This is a genomic window from Leptotrichia wadei, from assembly GCF_007990445.1.
Taxonomy (GTDB): domain Bacteria; phylum Fusobacteriota; class Fusobacteriia; order Fusobacteriales; family Leptotrichiaceae; genus Leptotrichia; species Leptotrichia wadei_A.
In genome coordinates this window covers 1,605,121-1,628,913 of record NZ_AP019841.1, presented here as the reverse complement: position 1 = coordinate 1,628,913, position 23,793 = coordinate 1,605,121, and the positions used below count along the sequence as shown (strand labels likewise).

The 23,793-nt window shown below is 31.2% G+C and carries 17 protein-coding genes and 2 tRNA genes; 17 read left to right on the top strand and 2 right to left on the bottom strand.

Annotated elements, in window-relative coordinates; translation table 11 throughout:
- Positions 1–125: 125 nt before the first annotated feature.
- From FVE74_RS07775 to FVE74_RS07720, 12 genes are all read left to right on the top strand, one after another.
- On the top strand, positions 126–818 hold the full coding sequence (locus tag FVE74_RS07775) for a hypothetical protein (protein WP_147004021.1): 693 nt from the start codon (positions 126–128) through the stop codon (positions 816–818).
- Between the two features lie 63 nt (positions 819–881).
- Entirely contained in the window at positions 882–1,826 is a 945-nt protein-coding gene (locus FVE74_RS07770) for a tetratricopeptide repeat protein (RefSeq protein WP_232053910.1), read from the top strand.
- Between the two features lie 552 nt (positions 1,827–2,378).
- Positions 2,379–5,057 carry a leucine--tRNA ligase gene (gene leuS / locus FVE74_RS07765; protein WP_147004019.1) on the top strand — a complete coding sequence of 893 codons (2,679 nt, stop codon included), beginning with the start codon at positions 2,379–2,381 and terminating at the stop codon, positions 5,055–5,057.
- Positions 5,058–5,196: 139 nt separating this feature from the next.
- The gene (locus FVE74_RS07760) at positions 5,197–6,033 is read left to right on the top strand and encodes an SDR family oxidoreductase (RefSeq protein WP_147004018.1); all 837 of its coding nucleotides are present in this window, start codon (positions 5,197–5,199) and stop codon (positions 6,031–6,033) included.
- A 166-nt stretch (positions 6,034–6,199) separates the two neighbouring features.
- On the top strand, positions 6,200–8,803 hold the full coding sequence (locus FVE74_RS07755) for a DUF2339 domain-containing protein (protein WP_147004017.1): 2,604 nt from the start codon (positions 6,200–6,202) through the stop codon (positions 8,801–8,803).
- Positions 8,787–9,959, top strand: a complete 1,173-nt coding sequence (locus FVE74_RS07750) for a hypothetical protein (protein WP_147004016.1) — start codon at positions 8,787–8,789, stop codon at positions 9,957–9,959. The genes FVE74_RS07755 and FVE74_RS07750 overlap by 17 nt, the downstream gene beginning before the upstream one ends.
- Positions 9,960–9,975: 16 nt before the next feature.
- Complete coding sequence (locus tag FVE74_RS07745) at positions 9,976–10,542, top strand: LemA family protein (protein WP_147004015.1); 567 nt, start codon at positions 9,976–9,978, stop codon at positions 10,540–10,542.
- 34 nt (positions 10,543–10,576) lie between these two features.
- On the top strand, positions 10,577–12,463 hold the full coding sequence (locus FVE74_RS07740) for a DUF2207 domain-containing protein (protein ID WP_147004014.1): 1,887 nt from the start codon (positions 10,577–10,579) through the stop codon (positions 12,461–12,463).
- Positions 12,464–12,555: 92 nt separating this feature from the next.
- A complete protein-coding gene (locus tag FVE74_RS07735) occupies positions 12,556–13,470 on the top strand; it encodes a LysR family transcriptional regulator (RefSeq protein ID WP_147004013.1) in 915 nt (304 codons plus the stop codon).
- Positions 13,471–13,712: 242 nt separating this feature from the next.
- A complete protein-coding gene (gene metE, locus FVE74_RS07730) occupies positions 13,713–16,001 on the top strand; it encodes a 5-methyltetrahydropteroyltriglutamate--homocysteine S-methyltransferase (RefSeq protein WP_147004012.1) in 2,289 nt (762 codons plus the stop codon).
- Positions 16,002–16,081: 80 nt separating this feature from the next.
- Positions 16,082–17,227, top strand: coding sequence for a 5-methyltetrahydropteroyltriglutamate--homocysteine S-methyltransferase (locus FVE74_RS07725; protein WP_147004011.1), 1,146 nt, complete (start codon positions 16,082–16,084; stop codon positions 17,225–17,227).
- Positions 17,228–17,349: 122 nt separating this feature from the next.
- Positions 17,350–17,610: a DUF1858 domain-containing protein gene (locus tag FVE74_RS07720; protein WP_232053909.1), complete on the top strand. Its 261-nt coding sequence runs from the start codon at positions 17,350–17,352 to the stop codon at positions 17,608–17,610.
- A 63-nt stretch (positions 17,611–17,673) separates the two neighbouring features.
- On the opposite strand, the gene FVE74_RS07715 is transcribed toward FVE74_RS07720, so the two are convergent.
- Together FVE74_RS07715 and FVE74_RS07710 are read right to left on the bottom strand one after the other, a co-directional pair.
- Positions 17,674–17,758, bottom strand: a tRNA-Leu gene (locus tag FVE74_RS07715).
- A 34-nt stretch (positions 17,759–17,792) separates the two neighbouring features.
- Positions 17,793–17,878: transfer RNA gene (locus FVE74_RS07710), tRNA-Leu, on the bottom strand.
- A gap of 163 nt (positions 17,879–18,041) precedes the next feature.
- Here FVE74_RS07710 and FVE74_RS07705 point away from each other — a divergent pair.
- Genes FVE74_RS07705 through FVE74_RS07685 form a run of 5 tightly spaced genes read left to right on the top strand, consistent with a single transcriptional unit; the run spans position 18,042 to position 23,777 of the window.
- Complete coding sequence (locus FVE74_RS07705) at positions 18,042–19,034, top strand: ABC transporter ATP-binding protein (RefSeq protein ID WP_147004010.1); 993 nt, start codon at positions 18,042–18,044, stop codon at positions 19,032–19,034.
- Positions 19,035–19,084: 50 nt separating this feature from the next.
- Positions 19,085–20,056: an ATP-binding cassette domain-containing protein gene (locus FVE74_RS07700; protein ID WP_147004009.1), complete on the top strand. Its 972-nt coding sequence runs from the start codon at positions 19,085–19,087 to the stop codon at positions 20,054–20,056.
- 3 nt (positions 20,057–20,059) lie between these two features.
- A complete protein-coding gene (gene opp4B / locus FVE74_RS07695; RefSeq protein WP_146964568.1) occupies positions 20,060–21,022 on the top strand; it encodes an oligopeptide ABC transporter permease in 963 nt (320 codons plus the stop codon).
- A gap of 11 nt (positions 21,023–21,033) precedes the next feature.
- The gene (locus tag FVE74_RS07690; RefSeq protein WP_147004008.1) at positions 21,034–21,969 is read left to right on the top strand and encodes an ABC transporter permease; all 936 of its coding nucleotides are present in this window, start codon (positions 21,034–21,036) and stop codon (positions 21,967–21,969) included.
- A 26-nt stretch (positions 21,970–21,995) separates the two neighbouring features.
- Positions 21,996–23,777, top strand: a complete 1,782-nt coding sequence (locus tag FVE74_RS07685) for an oligopeptide ABC transporter substrate-binding protein (RefSeq protein ID WP_147004007.1) — start codon at positions 21,996–21,998, stop codon at positions 23,775–23,777.
- Positions 23,778–23,793 lie beyond the last annotated feature (16 nt).

The following is a 23,793-nucleotide window of genomic DNA, read 5'->3' as shown; positions in this document are numbered from 1 at the left end:
TAAACTAATTTTTGAGAAGGAACATTGAAACTTAGGTTTTGGTGTTCTTTTTTGTAAAAAAAATGAAAAAATAAAATTTTTATGATATAATTTATTAAATCATAAGTTTGTTTTTGGAGGTAAGTATGAAAAAAGTAATTTTAAGTTTGTCAATATTATTAAGTTTGTCAAGTTTTGCACAAGAAAAATATCAAGTGGAAGTAGAACCAGCTGTAAAACTTAACCAGAGTATCCTTTCAGATTACAATTCTCAAATTGAAAAGGAAGTTGGCAGAATTTACTCAAAAGAGGAAATGTTTGGAATGATGAATAAAATGATGAATGGAGTTTTTGCTGGAAGTCAAAAAGATGGGTCGAATCAGATGAAAGAAATGATGGGTTCTTTTTTTGGAGAGGATTATTTTTCTAAAATGATAGATACAATGTATAAATATTACAAGATTGATATAGAAAAAATAGATTATATCAATGGAGAAAAAGCATATGTAAAAGTTAAATTGGGATTTCCTGTAAATACAGATGAAATGAGCATGGATAAGATGATTGAAAGATCTGGAGAAATGGCTGAAAAAATGGATAAAGCCTTTAAGAAAAAAACAGGAAAAACAATGGAAGAATATCAAAAATCGATTTCACAAAATGATGAAAAAGCTATTAAAAAATATTTTAAAACAATAGGCGAAATTCAATTAGAAATGATGGATCAAGAATTAGAACGAATTACAAAAAATGGGAAATATGTAGGAAGAAAAGAAATTTTAGAAGCTAATAAAAAGAATGGAAGATGGGTTATTGAAAATCCAAGTTTTGGGTATTAGTAGGTTGAAATAGATTATTTATTGAAAGGGAAATAGGGAATTATGCATAGGGAAATAGAAAAAATGTACAAACAATTTAAAAAATTTATGGAAGAACATTCTACTGAAGAAATGAGCGAAAGTGAAATTCGAAAACTAATAGATGAATTTGAAAGACAATATAATGAAAGTACAATGAAAGGTGAAGAAGATAATTCTTTTGATGAAAGTGATTCTGAAAAGATTTATGACTATTTAGAAATGGCATTTGAAACAGAGGATGATAGTAAAAGGCTAAAATATGCAAAAGAAGTATTAAAAATGGATAAGGATAATTTGGATGCCGAATATTTGATAGCTAGTACAGATGCAAAAGATTCAATTGATATGTTAAATAGATTGGAAAAAATATTAAAGCATGGAAATGAAATAATGGAGCGGGAAGGTTTCATGGATGAAGAAAATATTGGAGAGTTCTGGGAAATAGTTGAAACTCGGCCATATATGAGGATAAAACAAAGCTATGCAGAAATTTTGGCAGAAAATGGAATGATGAAAAAAGCCGTTAAAGAATATGAAGAAATACTAAAATTAAATGAAAATGACAATCTGGGAGTCCGATTTAGATTGATGTCACTTTATGCTTTTTTTGAAGATGAAGAAAATGCATTAAAACTTTACAAAAAATATAATGGACAAAATTCAGTACAGATGTTGCTTCCAATTTCAGTTCTTTATTTTAAAAAGGGAGAATTTACCAAATCATTAAATTATTTGAAAAAAATTGAGAAAAATGTAAAAGGATTGAAAAAATTCTTTAAAGATATGATGAATGAAAGAGGAGAATTTTATCTTAATCAATTAAGCAGTATGGGATATAGACCATTTTCAACTGATGAACTTATATTATCAATGACAGAGAATGATTATTTATTTTTGACTGCAAGTTCGTTTGTTGAATGGGCTTATGAGAAATTAGGGAAGAAAACTGGAGGGAAATCGAAAAAGGTTGTGAAGTTGAAGAAGTAAATTGGTTGAATGATAAATAGAGTTTAGGAAAAAGATAGATTTTATTAGATTTTGTTGTTTTATGCGAAGAGGAAATAATATTTATAGGATCTCTAGAAATATTATGAAACAAAAATAATTGTCAAAAATTCCAAAATATAGTACAATTATGAGGCGGAGGGAGAAAATGCACATGTTAAAAATTTGGGAGATAATTATTTTATTCATTACAACTATAGATTATCTGATAAAGATAATAAAATGGATTATCAAAATGATTAGGAGGTTTAAAGGGGAATAACCTCCCTTCTATTTAATCAAAGGAGAGTGCTGAATATGGAATGGATTAGGGTAGCAACGATTATATTATGTATTGTAAAAACAATAGAATTTAGTTATCGATTTTTAAAGTGGATAAAAAAATAAGAGCAATAATACTCTTATTTTTCACACATGTTTTTATTTGGTAATTAATTATAAAATATTTTTGCAGAAATGTCAATAGACAAATTATTTTTTAAGGATATTAAATAAAAAATTTATAAATACTGAAAAAATGGAGGAGAAAAAATAATGATTAAGGAATATAATCCTAATGAAATTGAGAAAAAATGGCAAGATAAATGGGCTGAAAAAGATGTTTTTAAGTCTGAAAATAAAGCCGATGGGAAAGAGAATTATTATGTGCTTGAGATGTTTGCATATCCGTCAGGGAAATTGCATGTTGGGCATTTGAGAAATTATGCGATTGGTGATGCGATTGCTAGATATAAGAAAATGAAAGGGTTTAATGTGTTGCATCCATTTGGATGGGATAGTTTTGGGTTACCTGCGGAAAATGCGGCGATTGATCATGGGGCTCATCCTGGAAAATGGACTAAAGCGAACATTGACAACATGAGAAGACAGTTGAAACTTATGGGTCTTTCTTATGATTGGGATAGAGAACTTAGCACTTACACTCCAGAGTATTACAAATGGAATCAAAAATTCTTTATTGAAATGTATAAAAAAGGATTGGTTTATAAGAAAAAATCTTTTGTAAACTGGTGTCCTGATTGTAATACGGTTTTGGCGAATGAACAAGTTGAAGATGGGAAATGCTGGAGACATAGTAAAACTGATGTTATTCAAAAGGAATTGTCGCAATGGTATTTTAAAATAACTGATTATGCTGAAGAATTGCTGCAAGGGCATGAAGAACTTAGAGGACATTGGCCTGAACAAGTTTTAACTATGCAAAAAAACTGGATTGGAAAATCAACTGGATCTGAAGTTGACTTTATTTTAGATTACAAATTTGAAAATAATGGACATACGCATTTGAAATTGAATGACAAGGGAGAAGTTGTAATTTCTGTGTTTACAACAAGACCAGATACGCTTTATGGAGTTACTTATGCAACTGTTGCACCTGAACATCCGTTAGTTGAGGAAGTTATTTTAAAGGAAAATCCTAGTATTAGAGAAAAAGTTGAAACGATGAGAAATGAGGATAAAATAGCTCGTACAGCAGAAGATAAGGAAAAAGAAGGAGTATTTTCTGGACTTTATGTGATTAATCCTGTAAATGGAGAAAAAGTGCAATTGTGGGTTGCAAATTATGTGTTGATGGATTATGGGACAGGAGCTGTTATGGCGGTACCTGCACATGATGAAAGAGATTTTCAATTTGCTAAGAAATATAACTTGGATTTGAAAATTGTTGTAAATCCTGTTGATAAAAATGGGAGTTTAGAAGAAGTTTCTGTTGAAAAATTGGAAAATGCTTTAACAGTTCCAGGAATACTGGTAAATTCAAAAGAATTTAATGGATTAAATAGTAATGAAGCAAAAGAGAAAATTACTGAAAAATTGGAAAAAATTAGGCTTGGTAAGAAAACGGTAAATTATAGACTTCATGATTGGTTGATTAGTAGACAAAGATATTGGGGAACTCCAATTCCTGTGATTTATGATGAAGATGGGAATATTTACTTGGAAGAAGAAGAAAACTTGCCTGTGAAACTTCCTACTGATATTGAATTTAATGGGAAAGGGAATCCGCTTGAAACTTCGGAAGAGTTTAAGAATGTGATTTTGCCGAATGGGAAAAAAGGTAGAAGAGAAACTGATACGATGGATACTTTCGTTGATTCATCTTGGTACTATTTGAGATATTTAGATTCTCACAGTGCGGATAAACCTTTTGAAAAAGCGGATGCAGATGCTTGGACACCTGTAAACCAATATATTGGTGGAATTGAGCATGCGGTAATGCACTTGCTTTATGCGAGATTTTTCCATAAATCACTTAGAGATTTGGGATATGTTGATACAAATGAGCCGTTTAAAAAATTATTGACGCAAGGAATGGTTTTAGGACCTTCATTCTATTCACAAAATGAGAGAAGATACTTATTCCCAAGAGAAGCTGAATTTAAAGATGGAAAAGCGTTTTCGATTAAAACAGGGGAAGAATTAGTTACAAAAGTAGAAAAAATGAGTAAATCAAAAAATAATGGAGTTGACCCTGAAGAAATCGTGAAAGAATATGGAGCTGACTCTTCAAGAGTGTTTACATTATTTGCTGCACCGCCTGAAAAAGAATTAGAATGGAACATGAATGGGCTTGCAGGGGCATACAGATTTATAAATAGATTGTATTTATTGGCTTCTGGAACTGCAGAATTTTCTGACCATAATGCGAAATCAGCAAATCATTATGGAGTTGAATTAAAAAATAGAAATCAAAAAGATGAAGAAATTCAAAAGAAATTACATCAAACAGTTAAAAAAGTTACAGAAAGCATTGAAGATGATTTCCACTTTAATACTGCAATTGCAGCTGTTATGGAATTGTTAAACGACATGACAACTTACAAGCAAGAAGTAATTGATAAAGACAATATATCTTCAGAAAGCAAAAAAATCTGGCGTGAAGTATTGGAAAAAACAATCTTGTTAATCGCACCATTTGCACCACATGTAGCTGATGAATTGTGGGCTTATTTAGGAAATAAAACATTCACTTTTGAAGAAGAATGGCCAAAATATGACGAAGAATTGACAAAAGATCATACTTTCAATTTGGTAATCCAAGTAAACGGAAAAGTGAGAGATATGGTTTCGGCTCAAATCGGAATTTCAAAAGATGACGCTGAAAAACTTGCGTTTGAATCAGAAAAAGCTAAGAAATTTATTGATGGAAAAGAAGTTGTGAAAGTGATTGTTGTACCAAATAAATTGGTTAATGTTGTTGTGAAAGGGTAAATAATTTTTATAAAAGGTGGGGGATTTTTTAGAAAAAATTAAGAAAATCTTAATGAATATTTTGTTTGAAAAAATAGAATAAAATAAAGAAGTATTTATTAGATTACATGATAAATTGAGAATAAGAGGCGATATTAAAATGACTAAAATTGCAGTAACTGGAGTGACTGGACACTTAGGTGGAATTGTTTCAAAATTATGTAAGAAAAATGGAATAGAAGTTATAAACTTGGCTAGAAATAAAGAAAAGGCTGAAAAAATGGGATTTTCTAATGTTTTTAAGTCAAGTTATGATAAATCAGAAGATACTGTGAAATCGCTAGAGGGAATTGATGTGCTTTTTATGGTGTCTGGTTCGGAAAATCCTAATCGTGTACAGCAACATAAGGATTTTATTGATGCGGCTAAAATGGCAAAGGTTTCGCACATTGTGTATCTTTCGTTTTATAATGCTTCAAAAAATTCTGTGTTTACATTGGGAAGAGATCATTATGCGACTGAAGAGTATATTAAAGAAAATGGATTTAAATATACATTTTTGAGAGATAATTTTTATGCGGATTTCTTTGTGGATATGTGTAGAGAATATGGAGAAATAAAAGGACCTGCGGGGAATGGGAAAGTCTCTGTTGTAGTTCGTTCAGATGTTTCGGAAGTTGTTGCTAAAATTTTGGAAAATCCAAAAAAATGGGAAAATCAAACTTTGAATATGACAGGGCCTGAGGAACTTACAATGAATGAAATTGTAAAAATTGTGAGCGAATATTTTGGAAAAGAAATTAAGTATATTGATGAAACTGTGGAAGAAGCTTACGAAAGTCGTAAAATTTGGAAGGCTGAGCAATGGGAATATGATTCTTGGGTTTCGACTTATACTGCGATCGCTCAAGGTGAACAATCGGGAATTTCTTGTGATATTGAAAAAGTATTGGGACGTAGAGCAACTTCGCTTTCCGAGTATTTGAAGAACTTGTAAAAAAATATTGAAAATTCTAATAAAGTTAGTTTCATTAACTAAATTTGGAGAGAGTGTAAATTTTTTGTATAAATAAAATAAAAAATCCTTATGTTACTGGATTTGTCTAGAGATTCATACAAAATTTGAACACTCTCTATTTTAAAACTTTTGAGGTGGTCTTACAATGATTGACAAACTAAAAGAATTAGAGAATCTTGAGAATAAGTATAGGGAAATTGGGAAAATAAATTCGGAGATAGAATCAATAATTGCAAATATAAAAAATGAGGCTGGAATAAGCAGGGAAAAAGAACTTTTGGAAGATAATGAAAGGCTGGCGAAGGATTTAAAGGCATTTCATGAAAAGATGAAAGTTAGGGAAGAGGAAATTGGAAGGCTTAAAAATAGTAATGCAGTACTTATTGAGGAATTGAAGGAAGCGAGAAAAATTAGGAGAAATGGTGAGATTGATAAGTTTCAGAATATTTTGGCTGAGAAGATGAATGTGGAATTGGAAAGTGGAGTGACTAGAAGACTTTCTAATTATGCAGAGGAAATGAAGAGAAAAGTCAAAATGCTGGAAAGAAATCTTTCTCACGAATTTTCAGATGAAGCTGATTCTTTAAGAGATGAACTTAAAAAAATTAATGGGAAAATTGGTGCTTTTTTAGAGAAAAGTAATAAGAAAACTTTTGAAAATAAGATGTTTCTTCAAGAGGAATCTTCGGTGTTTCATAATAAGATAAAGAAAGAAACGGCTTTGAAGGAAGTGGAATTTCTTTTTGAAAGAGAGAAAAAAAGATTTGTATTTGAAAAGCTTATTGGACTTAAAGGATTTAACTTTTTAGGGATAATATCAATCTTTTTGGGAGTTTTTTTGGTATTTAGGACACAGTTTGCAAAAATTCTGGCAAATAATTATGTAAAAAGTTCGGCATCGTATTTGCTTGGGATGTTTTTCCTTTTTGCTGGAGAAAAATTTTATCAGAAAAATAAGAAGCATTTTGCAGTTGGGCTGATTGGTGGTGGAATTGGGATTCTTTATTTGACTACACTTCTTTCCACGCTTTATCTCAAACTTTATCCAATGACAGCGGGACTTTTTATATCAGTAATATTGACAGGGCTGGTTGTGATTCTTTCGTTACGATACGACAGCCAGGTGATTGGAGTATTATCGCTGATTGGTGGATATTTACCTTACGGAGCGTATATTTGGGTGAATAGGAGCAATGTTCAGATTTATTATATTTTGGCATATTCTTTGATTTTGCAGGGAATTGTGCTTGGAGTTTCTTGGAAAAAGGACTGGATATACAGCAAGATTTTTGGATTTGTTACAGGTGTAGTAAATATGACGGGGCTAGTTTATTATTTAAATTACAGCATTCACGACAAGATTACGGCATTTTTCTACATCGTAATTTTTACAACGGCATACAGTTTCATTTTCCTAAATTCGCACAAAAAAGAAAACCGTCAAAGCAACATAATCGACTATATATTTCTAAGTTTAAATCTAATTATAAAATTTTCATTGATTTACAGCTTGTTTGACAAGACAACCCCAAGTTGGCTAAAAGCGGTATTAGTTGGAACAGTCGGAATAATTTACGGATTTTTTGGCGACAGGCTCAAGGACAACAAAGTTGCAAAAATCTTTTATATCGTGGCATTAGGAAGTTTTATCCTAATTATTCCGTTAATTGTACCAGAACAATTTGTTGTGATTGCATGGGGTGTTGAAACTGCACTATTATATTTCTTTTATAGAAAATATAAAAATAAGGAAATGCGATATGGAACGATTGCGATTTATCTAGTTTCGCTAGTGAGTAATTTAATTGTGCGGGAAGAAAAATATTTGCTTGTGTATATTCAGGATTTGATGATAATATCTTTTTCATTTGTGCTTTATTTCCTGATAAAACAAAAGAGTTATAAAAAGGAAGTTAGGATTTTAAATGGAATATTTAAATATCTGATTTTTATTTATTCAATATTTTTTATAAATAAAGTTGTTTATAATACTGCTCAAAAACTAGGATTTACAAATTATGGTAAAGAGATTTTACTTTGTATGTTGGCTGTGGTATTTATACTGAGAATGGTAACTTATAAAATAAAAAAATTACAAGATAGTTTTAGCTTGAAATTTTTAGTAATAATTGAAATAATTTATTTGTTATTTATAAATATGTTTAATTGTGTAAAATATATTCTTGGAAGTGGAGAATGGGTAGAAGAAAATTTGTATTCAAGATATCCGCCAATAAACTTTCAGATATATCTAATTTTACTAGTTTTTGTAAATATATATTTATTTATGGTTGCTAAAAATGATATTCATTTATGCTTTTTCAAAAAAAATGAGAAAAAACCATTGTGGATACTCGGAGAATCAATATATTTCCTTTGTGTAGCAAATATTATTTTACGAATATACGAACAGTCAAATATGCTTTTTTTAGGAGCTGGATTGGCTTTAGATATAGTTGGGCTGCTACTATGTGGATATTTAGTCTGGAAAGGATTTAGAGTACCGAATAGGAATGTTAGAAGAATTGGGCTTGGAATAGGAATATCTTTTGTGGCAAAAAGTTTTTTATGGGATTTCTTACGATTTGATAATTCCTATAAGTTGATTGCTTACTTTAGTATGGGGGCTATTCTGATTGGAACTTCCTATATTTATCAGACAGCTTTGAAGAAATTGGAGCAGGAAGTGAAAGAGAGTTTGAGTGACACGGATTTTGGGAAAGGTGAGAAAAATGAAGAAAATAAATAAAATAATATTGTTTTTATTTTTAATAACAATTGTTCAACTTTTTTCCAGCCAGTATTTTAAAACTATAAAAATAACAGGAAAGTCGACATACAAGCAATTTTTTCTAACAGAGGATATTTATGAGAACAGTAAAAATAATCTTGGAGATATACGGATAATTGATAAGAAAGGGAAAGAAGTTCCTTATGTTATCGAAACTGGAAAAGAGCAGGAAAAGCACAGCGAAAAAATTGTGGCAAGGGCAAAAATAGATGAAGTGTTGACGAAAAAGGATAAAATGGAATTTATTGTGAAATTTAATTCTGATAGTTCGTTAAAGGGTATAATTGGAAACAGGCTTGTGCTGATTTCTTCCAAAAATTTTTACAGCGAATATACTTTGCTTGGAAGTAATAACGGTACAAATTGGGAACAGATAACTTCGGGAGAAATTTATAAGACACCTGATAAGTCAAACTTGACAATCGAATTTTCAGAAAAAAGATATGAATTTTATAAAATTGTAACGCCGTTGGATAAAGGGAATATCTTTAGTGAAGCAATTTTGAAATTGTCAAATAATGAGGCTGGAAAACTTAAAACTGTAGGGACAAAATTGGATTATAAAGTTGAGCAGGAAGGAAAAAATACAATTCTGAAAATCAAGAGCAAGTTTTTGCCGTTAAAAAATATTGTTCTGGATGTGGAAGATGAGTTTCAGAGAAATTATACTGTGAGAAGCGGAGATAATTTTTATGCGGAAGAGATAATTTTTAAAGTTGGGGAAAAGTCAAATTTGATAATAAATTTAGAAAATGTTCCTAAATTGTCTGAAATAGTCGTTGAAATACAGAATGGAGATAATTCACCGCTCAAAATAAAAGGGGTAACAGGAAACTATGTTCCAGACAGAATTGTGTTTAGGGCTACAGAAGGGGAAGATTATAAAATAACCTTTGGAGATGAAAGTTTAGATAAGCCAGAATACGATATTGCAGAATTTGCTGATTCAATAAAAGAACGAGATGAAGTTTTTGTAGGAAAATTGGAAAAGGCAGATATAAAGAAAGTTTCAAAGCCAAGGGATTACACGGTTTATTATAATGTTTTTATAGGAGCTGTTGTGGTAATATTAATTGGATTTATGTTAAATAAAATAAATAAAAATAAAAAATAGAAGAGGAGAATGAATTATGAATATTGTATTTGTTTTTATAGGAATTTTGGTAATTTTGGTTCTGATGGCAATGGGGATTTACAATAAATATATCAAATTGAAGAATTTGAATGAGGAAGGTTGGAGCGGAATAGGCGTATATTTGCAAAAAAGACTGGATTTGATACCAAATCTTGTGAATACTGTTAAAGGGTATGCGACGCATGAAAAGGAAACTCTGGAAAATGTGGTGAAATTGAGAAGTCAGATGATGTCAATTGATACAAAGGATATTGATAATATTGAAAAAATTCAAAAACTTGAAAATGAAATGACAAAGACGTTAAGATCAATAATGATGTTACAGGAAAATTACCCAGACTTGAAGGCAAATGAAAACTTTTTGAACTTACAATCCCAATTAACTCAAATAGAAACAGAAATTCAAAGTTCAAGAAAATATTACAACAGAACAGCGAGAGATAGAAATACTTTTGTGGAAACTTTTCCAAATAATATTTTTGGTGGAATTTTTGGATTCAAAAAGGCTGAGTTCTTTAATGCTGTGGAAGAGGCGGAAAAAGTTCCAGAAGTTAAATTTTAATTTGTTTAAATGGATTTTTAGAAGGGGGATTGTTATGAAAAGTTTTAACAAACAAAAATTAAATAATATTTTTTCAATAATTTTTGTATTTTTCACGTTATTTTTCTTAAATACAAAATCGTTAATTGCTGAAAAAATAACAAATTATGACGTTACAGTTCAGATAAATAAAAATGGGACTTTGACAGTAAATGAAGTAATTGACTATGAATTTGATGATGCGGCAAAGCATGGGATTTATAGGGATATTCCGTTACGTTCAAAGAAAAATGGGGCGGATATCTACAAATCTTACATAAAAATGAATTCGATAAAGAGAAATGGGCTTTCAGAAGAGTATTCAACGAAAAATTTTAATGAAGGAGTAAGATACAGAGTAGGTTCTGCAGACAGATTTGTGGAAAATGGCGTAAACAGATATGAGTTTAACTATGTGATATATAATGCAGTATTTGAAAAAGATGGAATTTATCAAGTATATTACAATGCGATTGGGCAGTTCTGGAATGTTCCTGTTGAACGGGCAAGCGTCATTATAAGATTTTCTGATGGACAGGAAATTAAAAAAAATGAAATTAAAAAATTGGAAGTTTATACTGGAAGTTATGGAGAAAAAGGTGAAAATTATGATATTTTAGAAAATGATGTAGAAATACACATTGCAACAAAAGAGCTGGAGCCCAAAAATGGGCTTACATTTATGCTAAATTTGAAAACAGATAAAATAAGTCCAACTTTGGCAGATAAGCTGAGAATTGTATATCTTTCCAATCCTGCAACTATAATTTTGCCATTTTTGTTATTGTTTCTTACAATTTATTCAATCGTAACATGGAATTTTTTTGGAAGGGATCCGCAAGGAAAATCTGTAATTCCAGAATTTAATTTGCCAAAAGACATTTCTCCAATGTTTGCGGCATATATAAATGGTGAAAGAGACACAGTGGAAATATTAAATGCAGGAATATTTACATTACTTACAAAAGGGTTTATAGTAGCAAATAGAGTTAATGGTGAAATTAAATATAATAAGGGATTCAAAACTGTGTATACACAGGAAACTGAACTGGCTGAAGAGGAAAGAATGCTGCTTGATGCTCTTTCTTCAGAAAAGAATAATATTTTTGGTGGTGAAAAAAGAATTTATAATAAGGCAAATAGTATTATTGAAATCCTGAAGGATAAGTATAATAAAATAATTTATAAAAATAATGGAAGTTTTTTAGTTCCATTTTATTGTGCAGCTCCTGTTTTTATAATTTTTATATTTTCACAGACAAATTTTGAGATTTTCAATCCTTTTATAATACTGTATATACTTATAACATTAGGCTCATTTTTTCATAGAATTTGGATAACTGTTAGTAAAAAACTGTTAACAGGGCTAATAATTATAGCGATTTTAGGTGTATCTTTTTATCAGGGAATTGAGATTTTTGTTTTTGTAACATATTTTGTAATACTATTTATTACGTATTCAAAGTTAATTGGGAAATATACAAATGAAGGCTTGAGAAAAAAAGAATACCTGAAAGGTATGAAAATGTATATAAAAACGGCAGAAGAGAATCAGATAAGAAAATTTGACAATGTAAAGGAATTAATCGAATATTTTAATGGAATCTTGCCTTTTGCAGTAGCGCTTGGAGTAAAAAATGAGGCAATAAAATTAATGAAAAAAACAATAAAATTATACAACTTCGACATAAATGAATCTTATATAAATAGCCACACTCATATGTACGCTTATAGTAATCATAGTTTTACGAACGCATTTTCAAGAAGTTATAGCAGTGGAAAATCGAAAATTATGAGTGAAAAATTTAGTTCATCCAAGAGTGGCTCAGGCGGAGGCGGCTTCTTTAGTGGAGGAGGTTTCTCTGGCGGAGGTTCCGGCGGGGGAGGTGGAGGAAGCTGGTAGAAATATCAGCTTTTTTTGTTATGCGGACTAAGGCGACAGAACAGGGCTTAAAGTAATTATCAATTATTTTAATAAAAAAAGAAAGGGGTAAAATGACATTACAACAATTAAAGTATGTAGTTACAGTCGCTGAAAAAGGGACATTGAGTGATGCTGCAAAAGAGCTTTTTGTTTCTCAACCAGCACTGACTAAGGCTATAAAAGAATTGGAAGATGAAATGAATATATCAATTTTTAACAGAACAAATAAGGGAGTGATTGTTTCTCTTGAGGGAGATAGATTTTTGGGATATGCAAGGCAGGTTTTGGAACAGACAGATTTATTGGAGGAAGAGTATAAGAAGGGAAATAAGATAACTAGGCATTTTTCGGTGTCTGCACAGCATTATTCGTTTGCAGTAAATGCTTTTGTGGATGTGATTAAGAAGTTTGGGGAAAATAAGTACGATTTTACGCTTAGGGAAACTCAGACTAATGAAATTATTGAAGATGTGAGCAAGAGAAAAAGTGAAATTGGGATTTTGTATACTTCAGGGGCAAATAAAACTGTGATTGAGAAAATGATAAAAAGAAATAATTTGAAATTTATTGAATTATTTACTGCGAAGCCGCATGTTTTTATTAGTTTCAATCATCCTTTAGCAAAAAAAGAAAGCATTAGTCTTGAAGATTTGAAGGAATATCCATATTTGTCGTTTGAGCAGGGGGATTACAATTCATTTTATTTTTCGGAAGAAATACTTAGCACGATTGACAGGGATAAAAATATAAAAGTTAGGGACAGGGCGACTTTGTTTAATTTGGCAGTTGGGCTTAATGGGTATACTGTGAGTACAGGGATAATCAGTAAAGAGCTGAATGGAGAAAATATTATTGCAAGACCGCTGGAAGTTGATGAGTATATGAAAGTGGGGATTATAATGCAGAAAAATATTGAACTTAGTGTTTATGGGAAAGTTTATGTTGAGGCTTTGAAGGAGCATTTGAAATATACGGAAATTTTGTAAAATTTATAAAAATTATTTTGAGATATTATTGAAAAAACTGAAATAAAAAGAAATAAAAAAGACTGGATTAGAATTGTAAATTTTAGTGCAGTTTTTTTTATAAAAAAAAATGATATAAATAAAAGTTATAACAAACCAAAAAATAAATGTATTTTACAGAAATAATATATTTGTATATAATAATTTTATCAAAAATAATTAGAGATATTACTAGTGTAACAAATAGATAAAGGAGATAAATTATGAAAACGGCGATTATTGGATACCCTAGAATTGGGGAGAATAGAGAATTAAAATTTGCGATAGAAAAATATTGGAGAAATGAAATTACAGAGAATGAACTTTTGGAAATAGCGGAAAAGCTTAGAAAAGACCAGTGGTTAAAACAGAAGGAAGAAAAAATTTCATTTATTCCGGGAAATACATTTTCATTTTATGATGGAATACTGGATACAATAATTTTATTGAATGCGATTCCAAAACATTATAAAGATTTAGGATTGAATGAACTGAATACATATTTTGCAATTGCGAGAGGTTATCAAGGGGAAAAAGGAGATGTAAAAGCTCTTTCAATGAGAAAATGGTACAATACCAATTATCATTATATGGTTCCTGAACTAGATGATTATGCAGAGATTAAATTAAATGCAGATAAGATATTTAATGAACTTGAGGAAGCTAAAAAATTAGGAGTGAACACTCATCCGTCAGTAATTGGACCATTTACATTTTATAAATTGGCTAAAACAACTGGAAATAAAGAGAAAAAAGAATATTTAACTGATATTGTAAATGTTTATGTGGAATTGCTGAAAAAATGTAATGAAAAAAATATCGATTGGATTCAAATTGAAGAACCGCAATTAGTAACAGATCAGACAGAGGAAGATATAAAATTGTTTGAAGAAATTTATACAGAAATTTTGAAGAATAAGAAAGATGTAAAAGTATTGCTTCAAACATATTTTGGAGATGTGAGAGATTGCTACAAGACAATAACAAAACTTGATTTTGATGGGATAGGTCTTGATTTTGCTGAAGGAAGACAAACTGAGAAATTAATAACTGAAAAGGGATTTCCAAAAGATAAAATATTATTTGCAGGAATTGTAAATGGGAAAAATATTTGGAAATGTGACTATAAAAAAGTTTTAAATATATTGAATAATTTAAAAGGAAAAGTTGAAAATATAGTAATAACGACATCTTGTTCACTGCTTCATGTGCCTTATACTTTGAGAAATGAAAAAAAATTATCAGAAAATATATTAAGACATTTCTCGTTTGCTGAGGAAAAATTATCAGAATTAAAAGAGTTGGGAGAATTGAGTCAAGTTCTTTGGGAAAATTCGCTGGAAAAAGTACAGGAAAATGAATTTTATGTAAAAAACCAAAAAATTATAACTTCTGAAAAAGGAATGGAAGATAAGGAAGTTAGAGATACGGTTAAAAAATTGAAAGATAGTGATTTTGTAAGAGAGGGAGCAAGAAAGGAAAGACAGAAAATTCAAAGGGAAGAGTTGAATATTCCTTTACTTGCAACAACTACAATAGGTTCTTTTCCCCAAACAAAGGAAGTGAAGCTAAATAGAAGCAAATTTAGAAAAGGTGAAATTAGCAAAGAAGAATATGATAAAAATGTATTTAACTTCATAAAAGAATGTATTGAATTGCAGGAAAAAATTGGACTTGATGTGCTTGTGCATGGAGAGTATGAAAGAAATGACATGGTTGAATTTTTTGGAGAAAATCTGGCAGGATATATATTTACAGAAAAAGCGTGGGTTCAGTCTTACGGAACAAGATGTGTAAAACCGCCAATAATTTTTGGAGATGTGAAAAGAACAAAACCAATTTCAGTTCTATATTCTGAATATGCTCAGAAATTAACTAAAAAGCCTGTTAAAGGAATGCTTACAGGGCCTGTAACAATATTAAACTGGTCATTTCCAAGAGAAGATATTTCATTAAGCGAAATGGCATTTCAAATTGGACTTGCCATACGAGAAGAAGTATTGGATTTAGAAAAAGCAGGAATAAAAATAATTCAGATAGATGAAGCCGCACTTAGGGAAAAATTACCGTTAAGAAAAGAAGATTGGCATAAAGAATACCTTGATTGGGGATTGAAGGCATTTAGACTTTGCCATAGCGGAGTAAAAGTTGATACGCAGATTCACACACATATGTGCTATAGTCAATTTGAAGATATAATAAAAGACATTGACAATATGGATGCCGATATTATAACATTTGAAGCTTCAAGATCAAAATTGACAATTCTTGATTTCCTAAAAGAAAATAACTTTGAAACAGAGGTAGGTCCTGGAGTTTATGATATTCACTCTCCTAGAGTACCTTCAGTTGAAGAAATTGTAGCAGCTTTAGAAATAATGGTTAAAAAAATTGGGAAGGAAAAATTATGGGTAAATCCAGATTGTGGATTAAAGACAAGAGGAATTACAGAAACTGTAAAAAGTTTGGAAAATCTTGTTGAAGCTACAAAAATTGTGAAAAGTAGATTATAGAAATATTATTAAAAAAATATAAAAAATATAAAAAATATAAAAAATTTATAAATAAATAATAAATAAAGGAGCTGATAAATATGTGTACAATAAATGCACCTCATAGACATGATACGGTAGGAAGCTTTTTAAGACCTGAAAGATTGAAAAAGGCTAGAAATGATTTTGAAAAGGGGAAAATTGACAAGGAAGAATTGACAAAAATTGAGAATGAAGAAATTAAAAAAATTGTGGATAAGCAAATTGAACTTGGATATACAAGTGTTACTGATGGAGAGTTTAGACGAAGTTACTGGCATTTGGATTTCTTCTGGGGATTTAATGGAATTGGACATATTCACGCTGATAAGGGATATGAATTTAATGGAGTTGTAACTCGTGATGATACTGCGATTGTTACTGGAAAAATTAGCGGGGAAAATCATCCATTTGTAAAGCATTTTATATTTTTGCGAGATTTGGTAAAAGATAAAAAAGGTGTGGAAGCTAGATTTACGATACCAGCTCCAGCACAGTTTTATGCGGAATTAGTAAGGGAAGATAAGCATGTTGAGGCACTTCTTAAAGTTTATCCTAATTTTGAAGGTTTGGAAGATGATATTGTAAATGCTTACAAAACAGTAATAAATGATTTGTATAATGAAGGGCTTAGAACTTTGCAGATTGATGACTGTACTTGGGGATGTCTTGTTGATGACAACTTTATTGCTTCATTTATTGAAAAAAGTGACAGGGATAAGGAAGTTATTAGGCGTGAATTTGCAGAAAGATTTTTGAATATAAATAATAGAGTTTTCCAAAATAATCCAGAAGATTTGGTAATTAATACACATGTTTGCCGTGGAAATTATGCTTCGACCTGGTTTGGGCAAGGTGGATATGATAAAATTGCTGATGAACTTTTTGGAAAAGAAGATGTGAACGCTTATTATTTGGAATTTGATACAGAAAGAGCTGGAACTTTTGAATCACTTGCAAAAGTTTCTGGGGATAAAAAAGTTGTATTGGGGCTTATAACTTCTAAAAATCCGACTTTAGAGGAAAAGGAAACTGTGATTGCTCGTATAAAAGAAGCATCAAAATATGTTCCGCTAGATAGACTTTATTTAAGTCCACAGTGTGGATTTGCTTCAACAGAGGAGGGAAATCATCTTACAGAAGAACAGCAATGGGCAAAGCTTAGATTTATTAAGGAAGTTGCTGATGAAGTATGGGGAAAAAAATAATAAAAGAAAATTATTTAGAAAAGTGTGCTATTTGTCACACTTTTTTTAGTGAAAATATGATAAAATAATTTTGTTAATCAAAATATTTTGTTTGATAAAAAAGAAAATAAGGAGTCAAAAAAATGAAAGAGGAATTTAAGAGCAAGTATAATTTGAGTGGAAAAACTGTAATAGGAGATGTTATTAAGAAATATCCTTATATTAAGGAATATATGCCGATGATTTCTCCAGAATACAAAAAACTTCTGGATCCTGTTCAATATATGATGATGTCTAGAATAGCAAATCTTAATATGATAGCAGAACGTGGGGAATTGGAACTTGATTATCTGATTATGCTGATGGAAGCTAAGATTGATGAAGAAGAAAATAAAAAGAAATAAATTTTTAAAATAAGAAAGCATCTGTTTTGATGAAAATCATTCAGATGTTTTTTTATAAAAAAATGGTGCGAGTGACGGGAGTCGAACCCGTACGGCTACTGCCACTACCCTCTGAAAATAGCATGTCTACCAATTCCATCACACTCGCATAGAATATTAAATTTTTATAAATATTATTATAATGGTGCGAATGACGGGATTTGAACCCGTACGACCAGGAGTCACTACCCCCTCAAGATAGCGTGTCTACCAGTTCCACCACACTCGCATATTAAAAATTTTTTAATTTAAATTATTAAACTCTAAAAGCATTATACATTCAAAATTTAAAAATGTCAATTATAAATTAAAAAAAATGAGTAAAAAATTTGATTTTGTGCTACAATATGGATATGAAATAAATTTAAAAAAAGTTTTTGAAGGAGATGAATATGGAGAAAGCTGAAACGTTAATAGAAATTAACAATCTTATTACGAGTTTTCGGATAAAAGATGAATATTTTCCAGCCGTTGACAATGTTTCATTGAAACTTGGAAGAAATGAAATACTGGCAATAGTGGGAGAATCGGGATGTGGGAAAAGTACGCTTGCTACTTCCATTATTGGACTTCATAATCCGAATAACACTAAGCTGGAGGGAGAAATAAATTTTGAAGGTAGAAATCTTTTGAAAATTGGGGAGGAGGAATATAACAAGATTCGTGGGAATAAAATTGGGATGATATTTCAGGATCCATTGTCGGCTCTTAATCCGCTTATGAGGATTGGAGATCAGATTGAAGAAGGGATGATTTATCATACTAAACTATCTAAGAAGGAAAGGGAAGAACGTGTACTTGAGCTGTTAAATCACGTTGGAATAAAAAATGCTGAACGTATAGCAAGACAATTTCCACATGAATTATCGGGAGGAATGCGGCAAAGGGTTATAATTGCAATAGCGCTTTCATGTAAGCCTGAAGTTATTATAGCTGATGAGCCAACAACGGCACTAGATGTTACAATTCAGGCACAGATACTGGATTTGCTAAAAACTTTGCAAAGTGAGATAAATGCTGGGATTATATTAATTACTCATGATCTGGGTGTAGTTGCAGAAATGGCAGACAGAGTGGCGGTTATGTATGCTGGAGAAATTGTAGAAATTGCCAATGTGAAAGAATTGTTTGACAATCCAAAGCATCCTTATACAAGATCACTTTTAAGTTCGATTCCACAGCTTGACAGTGAAAATGAAAAGTTGCATGTAATTAAGGGAATTGTTCCATCAATAACTAAAATGGAGAGAACAGGCTGCCGATTTTCTAAAAGAATCCCTTGGATAAAGGAAAATGAACATGAAAAAAATCCAAAGCTGCATGAAGTTGAAGAAGGGCATTTTGTAAGATGCACCTGCTGGAAAAACTTTCATTTTGAGAAGTAAATTTTAAAAGTAAAAAAATTTTAAAAATTTAGAGAGGAAAAAATAGAAATATGAGTTTTATTGAAGTAAAAGACTTAAAAGTTCATTATCCTATTCGTGGAGGATTTTTTAATAAGATAATTGATTATGTTTATGCTGTAGATGGAGTCAGTTTTACTATTGAAAAAGGAAAGACTTATGGACTTGTGGGAGAATCGGGATCTGGAAAGTCTACAATTGGAAAGGCGATAATTGGACTGGAAAAAATAAAAAGTGGAAAGATTATTTATGAGGGAAGGGAAATTGACAGAAAATTTAGAAATAGAAGAAGTGAATATAATAGAAATGTGCAAATGATATTTCAAGATTCGTTATCCAGCTTAAATCCTAAGAAAAGAGTAATTGATTTAATTTCAGAACCTTTGAGAAATTTTGAAAATTTGACGCCAGATGAAGAAAAAAGGAAAGTATCGGAACTGCTGGAAATTGTAGGAATGAACAGAGAAGATATTTTTAAATATCCACATGAATTTTCTGGTGGGCAAAGACAAAGGCTAGGGATTGCACGGGCTGTTGCGACAAAGCCTAAGCTGATTATTGCAGATGAGCCTGTGTCAGCACTTGATTTGTCAGTCCAGGCGCAAGTATTGAATTATATGAAGGATATTCAGGAGCAGTTTGGACTTAGCTATCTTTTTATTTCCCATGATTTAGGAGTTGTAAAGCATATGTGTGACTATATGTTTATAATGTATCACGGAAGATTTGTGGAAACTGGAGAGAAAAATGATATTTACAAAAATCCTGAACACTTTTATACAAAGCGGCTAATTGCGGCGATTCCAGAAATACATCCAGAAAAACGGACAGAAAATAAAAGAAGACGGCTAGAAATTGAAAGGGAATATTTAGCAAATGAAAAAAAATATTATGATGAAAATGGACGTGTCTTTGATCTGAAAAAATTGACAGATACACATTTTGTTGCTTTTAAAGATAAAAATTTGAGAAATAATGAAAATAGTGAAAAAGGAGGCAAATAATCAATGTGGAAAACAGTTTTAAGAAGAATACTTGTTATGATACCGCAATTATTCATACTTAGTGTATTAATCTTCATTTTGGCAAAACTTATGCCAGGAGATCCGTTTACTGGGCTAATTACACCGCAAACTGATCCTGCGGCACTTGAAGAATTGCGAAGAAAGGCAGGGTTGCTCGATCCTTGGCATATCCAGTATGTGAGATGGCTAAAAAATGCTTTTTCCGGTAACTTGGGAATGAGCTATACTTATAACGTTCCTGTAAAGACGCTTATTGGAGAACGTGCAGTAAATACTTTTATTTTGTCGCTGCTTAGCCTTATTCTGACATATTGCATTGCAATACCGCTTGGAATGCTTGCTGGACGTTATCAAAACTCAATGCTTGATAAATGTGTTACATTTTATAACTATGTGAGCTATGCGATACCGACTTTTGTGCTTTCGCTTATAATGATCTGGTTTTTTGGATATACACTTGGGTGGTTTCCGACAACTGGTTCGGTGACGGCTGGGCTTCATACTGGAACTTTTGGTCAGATTCTTGACAGGATTTATCATATAATATTGCCTGCAATTACATATGCATTGCTGGGAACAACTTGGATTGTGCAGTATTTGAGAAATGAAGTGATTGATGCTAAGAATCTGGATTATGTAAAAACGGCGAAAAGTAAGGGAGTTCCTGAAAATAAGGTTTATTCTAGACATATTTTCAGAAATTCGATTTTACCAATTGCAGCGTTTTTTGGTTATTCGATAACAGGACTTCTGGGAGGTTCGATTTTTATTGAAAAAATATTCAGTTATCCTGGAATGGGAGGACTGTTTGTAAATTCAATTATAACACGGGATTACAGCGTTGTTACTGCATTAATATTGCTTTTTGGATTTTTAACATTGCTTGGAAGTTTGCTTTCAGATATTATTCTTAGCATTGTTGATCCTAGAATTAGAATAGAGTAGGTGGTGAAGGAATGTCTAATAATGAAATTTTAAAGGGAAATAATAGAAAAACAGAAGATTTTGAAAATATTAAGAAAAGTGATAACAAGCCAACTGGAATTAGTGTTATTACAAGGGAAATATTAAAGGATAAACTGGCACTTGCTTCGCTTATTATTCTTGTGATCCTTTTTGGAATAATTTTTATTGGATCGCTTTTTGCAAATCAGGATGAAATTATGAAAATAAGTCTGCTTGATAAGTATGCCATTCCAATGAAAGAGGGATTTTGGCTAGGTTCTGACTCTGGAGGACGTTCGATATTAGGACAGCTTATATTAGGAGCAAGAAATTCGATTATTATTGGTTTTGCAATAACTATTCTAACTTCAGGAATTGGGATATTTCTAGGTTTAATAGCAGGATATTATGGAAAATGGGTGGATAATGTAATAATGAGAATTATTGACTTTATCACAATTTTACCGACACTTATGATAATCATTGTATTTGTTACAATTGTTCCAAAATATACAATTACAACTTTTGTTCTTATAATGAGTGCATTTTACTGGGTTGGATCAGCACGTCTTATTAGAAGCAAGGCACTTTCTGAAAGTAAAAAAGACTATGTTTTAGCTTCAAAAACTATGGGAACAAAGGATTTGACAATAATTTTCAGAGAAATACTGCCTAATTTAAGTTCAATTATAATTGTAGAATTGACACTGGGATTTGCTGGAAATATTGGGATTGAAACAGGGCTTAGCTTTCTGGGATTTGGGTTGCCGCTTTCTACACCGAGTCTTGGAACGTTAGTTGGTTATGCAGCAGATCCCGAAGTGCTGTCGACAAAATTGTGGATATGGCTTCCAGCTTCAATATTAATTTTGATTATGATGCTTTGCATAAATTATGTTGGTCAGGCTTTAAATAGGGCAGCTGATGCAAAACAAAGAAGAGGATAAAAATTTTAGAAAAAGGAGAATTAAATATGAAAAAATGGAAGTTGATAATAACGTTTTTAGTGTTAATATTCGCAATGTCGTGCAGTCCAGGTAAAAAGAGAAGTGAAATGCCTGGCGCAAAACTGAATTTATCATTATTTCCAATAAAAACGTCAAATAATGAGCCTGCAATAGAAGGTGGAACTTTACAAGTGGCAATAGTAAAGGATGACCCGCTTGTTGGAGTTTTTAATGAAGTGCTTTATACAGATAGTTATGATGGCAATATCATTTCAACATTTTTAAGCTCAAGCATATTTGAAGTTGATGAAAATTTTGAAATAACAGATACTGGAGCTGCCACTCTTAAAGTCGATGCAAAAAATAAAAAAGCTATAATAAAAATAAAAGATGGAATAAAATGGTCAGATGGACAGCCTTTGACTGCCGATGATGTGATTTATGCCTATGAAGTTGTGGGAAATAAAGATTATCCAGGTGTGAGATATACAGAGGAAAGTCAAAAAATCGTTGGAATGAAGGAATATCATAGTGGAAGCGCCAAAAGTATTTCAGGAATAAAAAAAATAGACGATAAAACAGTGGAAATTTCATTCTCGCAATTGGGACAAAGTATCTATGCAGTTGGAAATGGTTTAATTGGAAATGCATTACCGAAGCATTATTTAAAAGATGTTCCAATAAAGAACTTGATTTCATCGGATAAAATTAGGGTAAAACCAGTAACATTAGGGCCATATAACCTTACAAAAGTTTCGCGTGGAGAAAGTCTGGAATTTACTGCAAACCCATATTATTACAGAGGAAAGCCTAAAATTAACAAGACAATATTGCAAGTGGTAAATTCACAGTCCATAGTAGCAGCATTAAAAGCTGGAAAATATGACTATGTAATGAGTATGCCTGATTCTTTGTATAATAATTATAAGGATTTGAAAAATATAGAAACTTTGGGACAGCAAGATTTGTATTATTCGTATCTGTCATTTAAATTAGGTCATTATGACAAGGCAAAAGGAGAAAATATAACAGATCCAAATGCCAAGATGGCAGATGTGAGATTACGTCAAGCTCTTGCTTATGGTATAAATGTTGAAGAAATAGCGCAGGCATTTTATTTTGGATTAAGGCAGGAGGCAACATCATCAATTCCACCTGTTTTCAAAAAATATTTTCCAAAGGATTTAAAGGGTTATCCGTATAATCCTGAAAAGGCAAAGCAATTACTGGATGAAGCGGGATATAAGGATATAAATGGAGATGGATACCGTGAAGATAAAAATGGAAAGCCTTTTGAAATAAAAATGGCATTTATGGCAGGAGGCGACGTGGCAGAACCGCTTGCTCAAAATTATATTCAAAGCTGGAAAAAAATAGGTATAAAAGCTGTTCTTACATCAGGAAGATTATTAGCTTTTCAAAATTTTTATGAAAAAGTAGAAGGAGATTCTAAAGACATAGATGTCTTTTTTGGAGCATGGGGAGTTGGGACAACCCTAGATCCAACTAGTTCAGCAGGAAGAAAGTCTCAACTTAATTATTCACGTTTCGTATCAGAAGAAAACGATAGACTAATGGCAGAAATATTAGGTGAAAAATCATTGACAGTTCCAAATTATAAAGCAGAAGCATTTAAAAACTGGCAAAAATATTATATTGGACAGGCGGTGGAAGTTCCGCTAATGTACAGATATAAACTTACTCCAGTAAATAAACGGCTAAAAAATGTATATATTGGCTATGATGCAGCATTAAAGGATGAAGGAATTTATAAGTGGGAACTTACGGCAATTAATCCGATGAGATAAGTATTTTGATATACAA

What these genes read in the sequence shown, in the direction of transcription:
- FVE74_RS07740 (WP_147004014.1), top strand. Translation starts at nt 10,577, where the DNA reads ATGAAAAGTTTTAACAAACAAAAATTAAATAATATTTTTTCAATAATT.
- FVE74_RS07770 (WP_232053910.1), top strand. Translation starts at nt 882, where the DNA reads ATGTACAAACAATTTAAAAAATTTATGGAAGAACATTCTACTGAAGAA.
- FVE74_RS07720 (WP_232053909.1), top strand. Translation starts at nt 17,350, where the DNA reads ATGAAAGAGGAATTTAAGAGCAAGTATAATTTGAGTGGAAAAACTGTA.
- FVE74_RS07705 (WP_147004010.1), top strand. Translation starts at nt 18,042, where the DNA reads ATGGAGAAAGCTGAAACGTTAATAGAAATTAACAATCTTATTACGAGT.
- FVE74_RS07750 (WP_147004016.1), top strand. Translation starts at nt 8,787, where the DNA reads ATGAAGAAAATAAATAAAATAATATTGTTTTTATTTTTAATAACAATT.
- FVE74_RS07775 (WP_147004021.1), top strand. Translation starts at nt 126, where the DNA reads ATGAAAAAAGTAATTTTAAGTTTGTCAATATTATTAAGTTTGTCAAGT.
- FVE74_RS07700 (WP_147004009.1), top strand. Translation starts at nt 19,085, where the DNA reads ATGAGTTTTATTGAAGTAAAAGACTTAAAAGTTCATTATCCTATTCGT.
- opp4B (WP_146964568.1), top strand. Translation starts at nt 20,060, where the DNA reads ATGTGGAAAACAGTTTTAAGAAGAATACTTGTTATGATACCGCAATTA.
- FVE74_RS07685 (WP_147004007.1), top strand. Translation starts at nt 21,996, where the DNA reads ATGAAAAAATGGAAGTTGATAATAACGTTTTTAGTGTTAATATTCGCA.
- metE (WP_147004012.1), top strand. Translation starts at nt 13,713, where the DNA reads ATGAAAACGGCGATTATTGGATACCCTAGAATTGGGGAGAATAGAGAA.
- FVE74_RS07745 (WP_147004015.1), top strand. Translation starts at nt 9,976, where the DNA reads ATGAATATTGTATTTGTTTTTATAGGAATTTTGGTAATTTTGGTTCTG.
- leuS (WP_147004019.1), top strand. Translation starts at nt 2,379, where the DNA reads ATGATTAAGGAATATAATCCTAATGAAATTGAGAAAAAATGGCAAGAT.
- FVE74_RS07755 (WP_147004017.1), top strand. Translation starts at nt 6,200, where the DNA reads ATGATTGACAAACTAAAAGAATTAGAGAATCTTGAGAATAAGTATAGG.
- FVE74_RS07725 (WP_147004011.1), top strand. Translation starts at nt 16,082, where the DNA reads ATGTGTACAATAAATGCACCTCATAGACATGATACGGTAGGAAGCTTT.
- FVE74_RS07760 (WP_147004018.1), top strand. Translation starts at nt 5,197, where the DNA reads ATGACTAAAATTGCAGTAACTGGAGTGACTGGACACTTAGGTGGAATT.
- FVE74_RS07735 (WP_147004013.1), top strand. Translation starts at nt 12,556, where the DNA reads ATGACATTACAACAATTAAAGTATGTAGTTACAGTCGCTGAAAAAGGG.
- FVE74_RS07690 (WP_147004008.1), top strand. Translation starts at nt 21,034, where the DNA reads ATGTCTAATAATGAAATTTTAAAGGGAAATAATAGAAAAACAGAAGAT.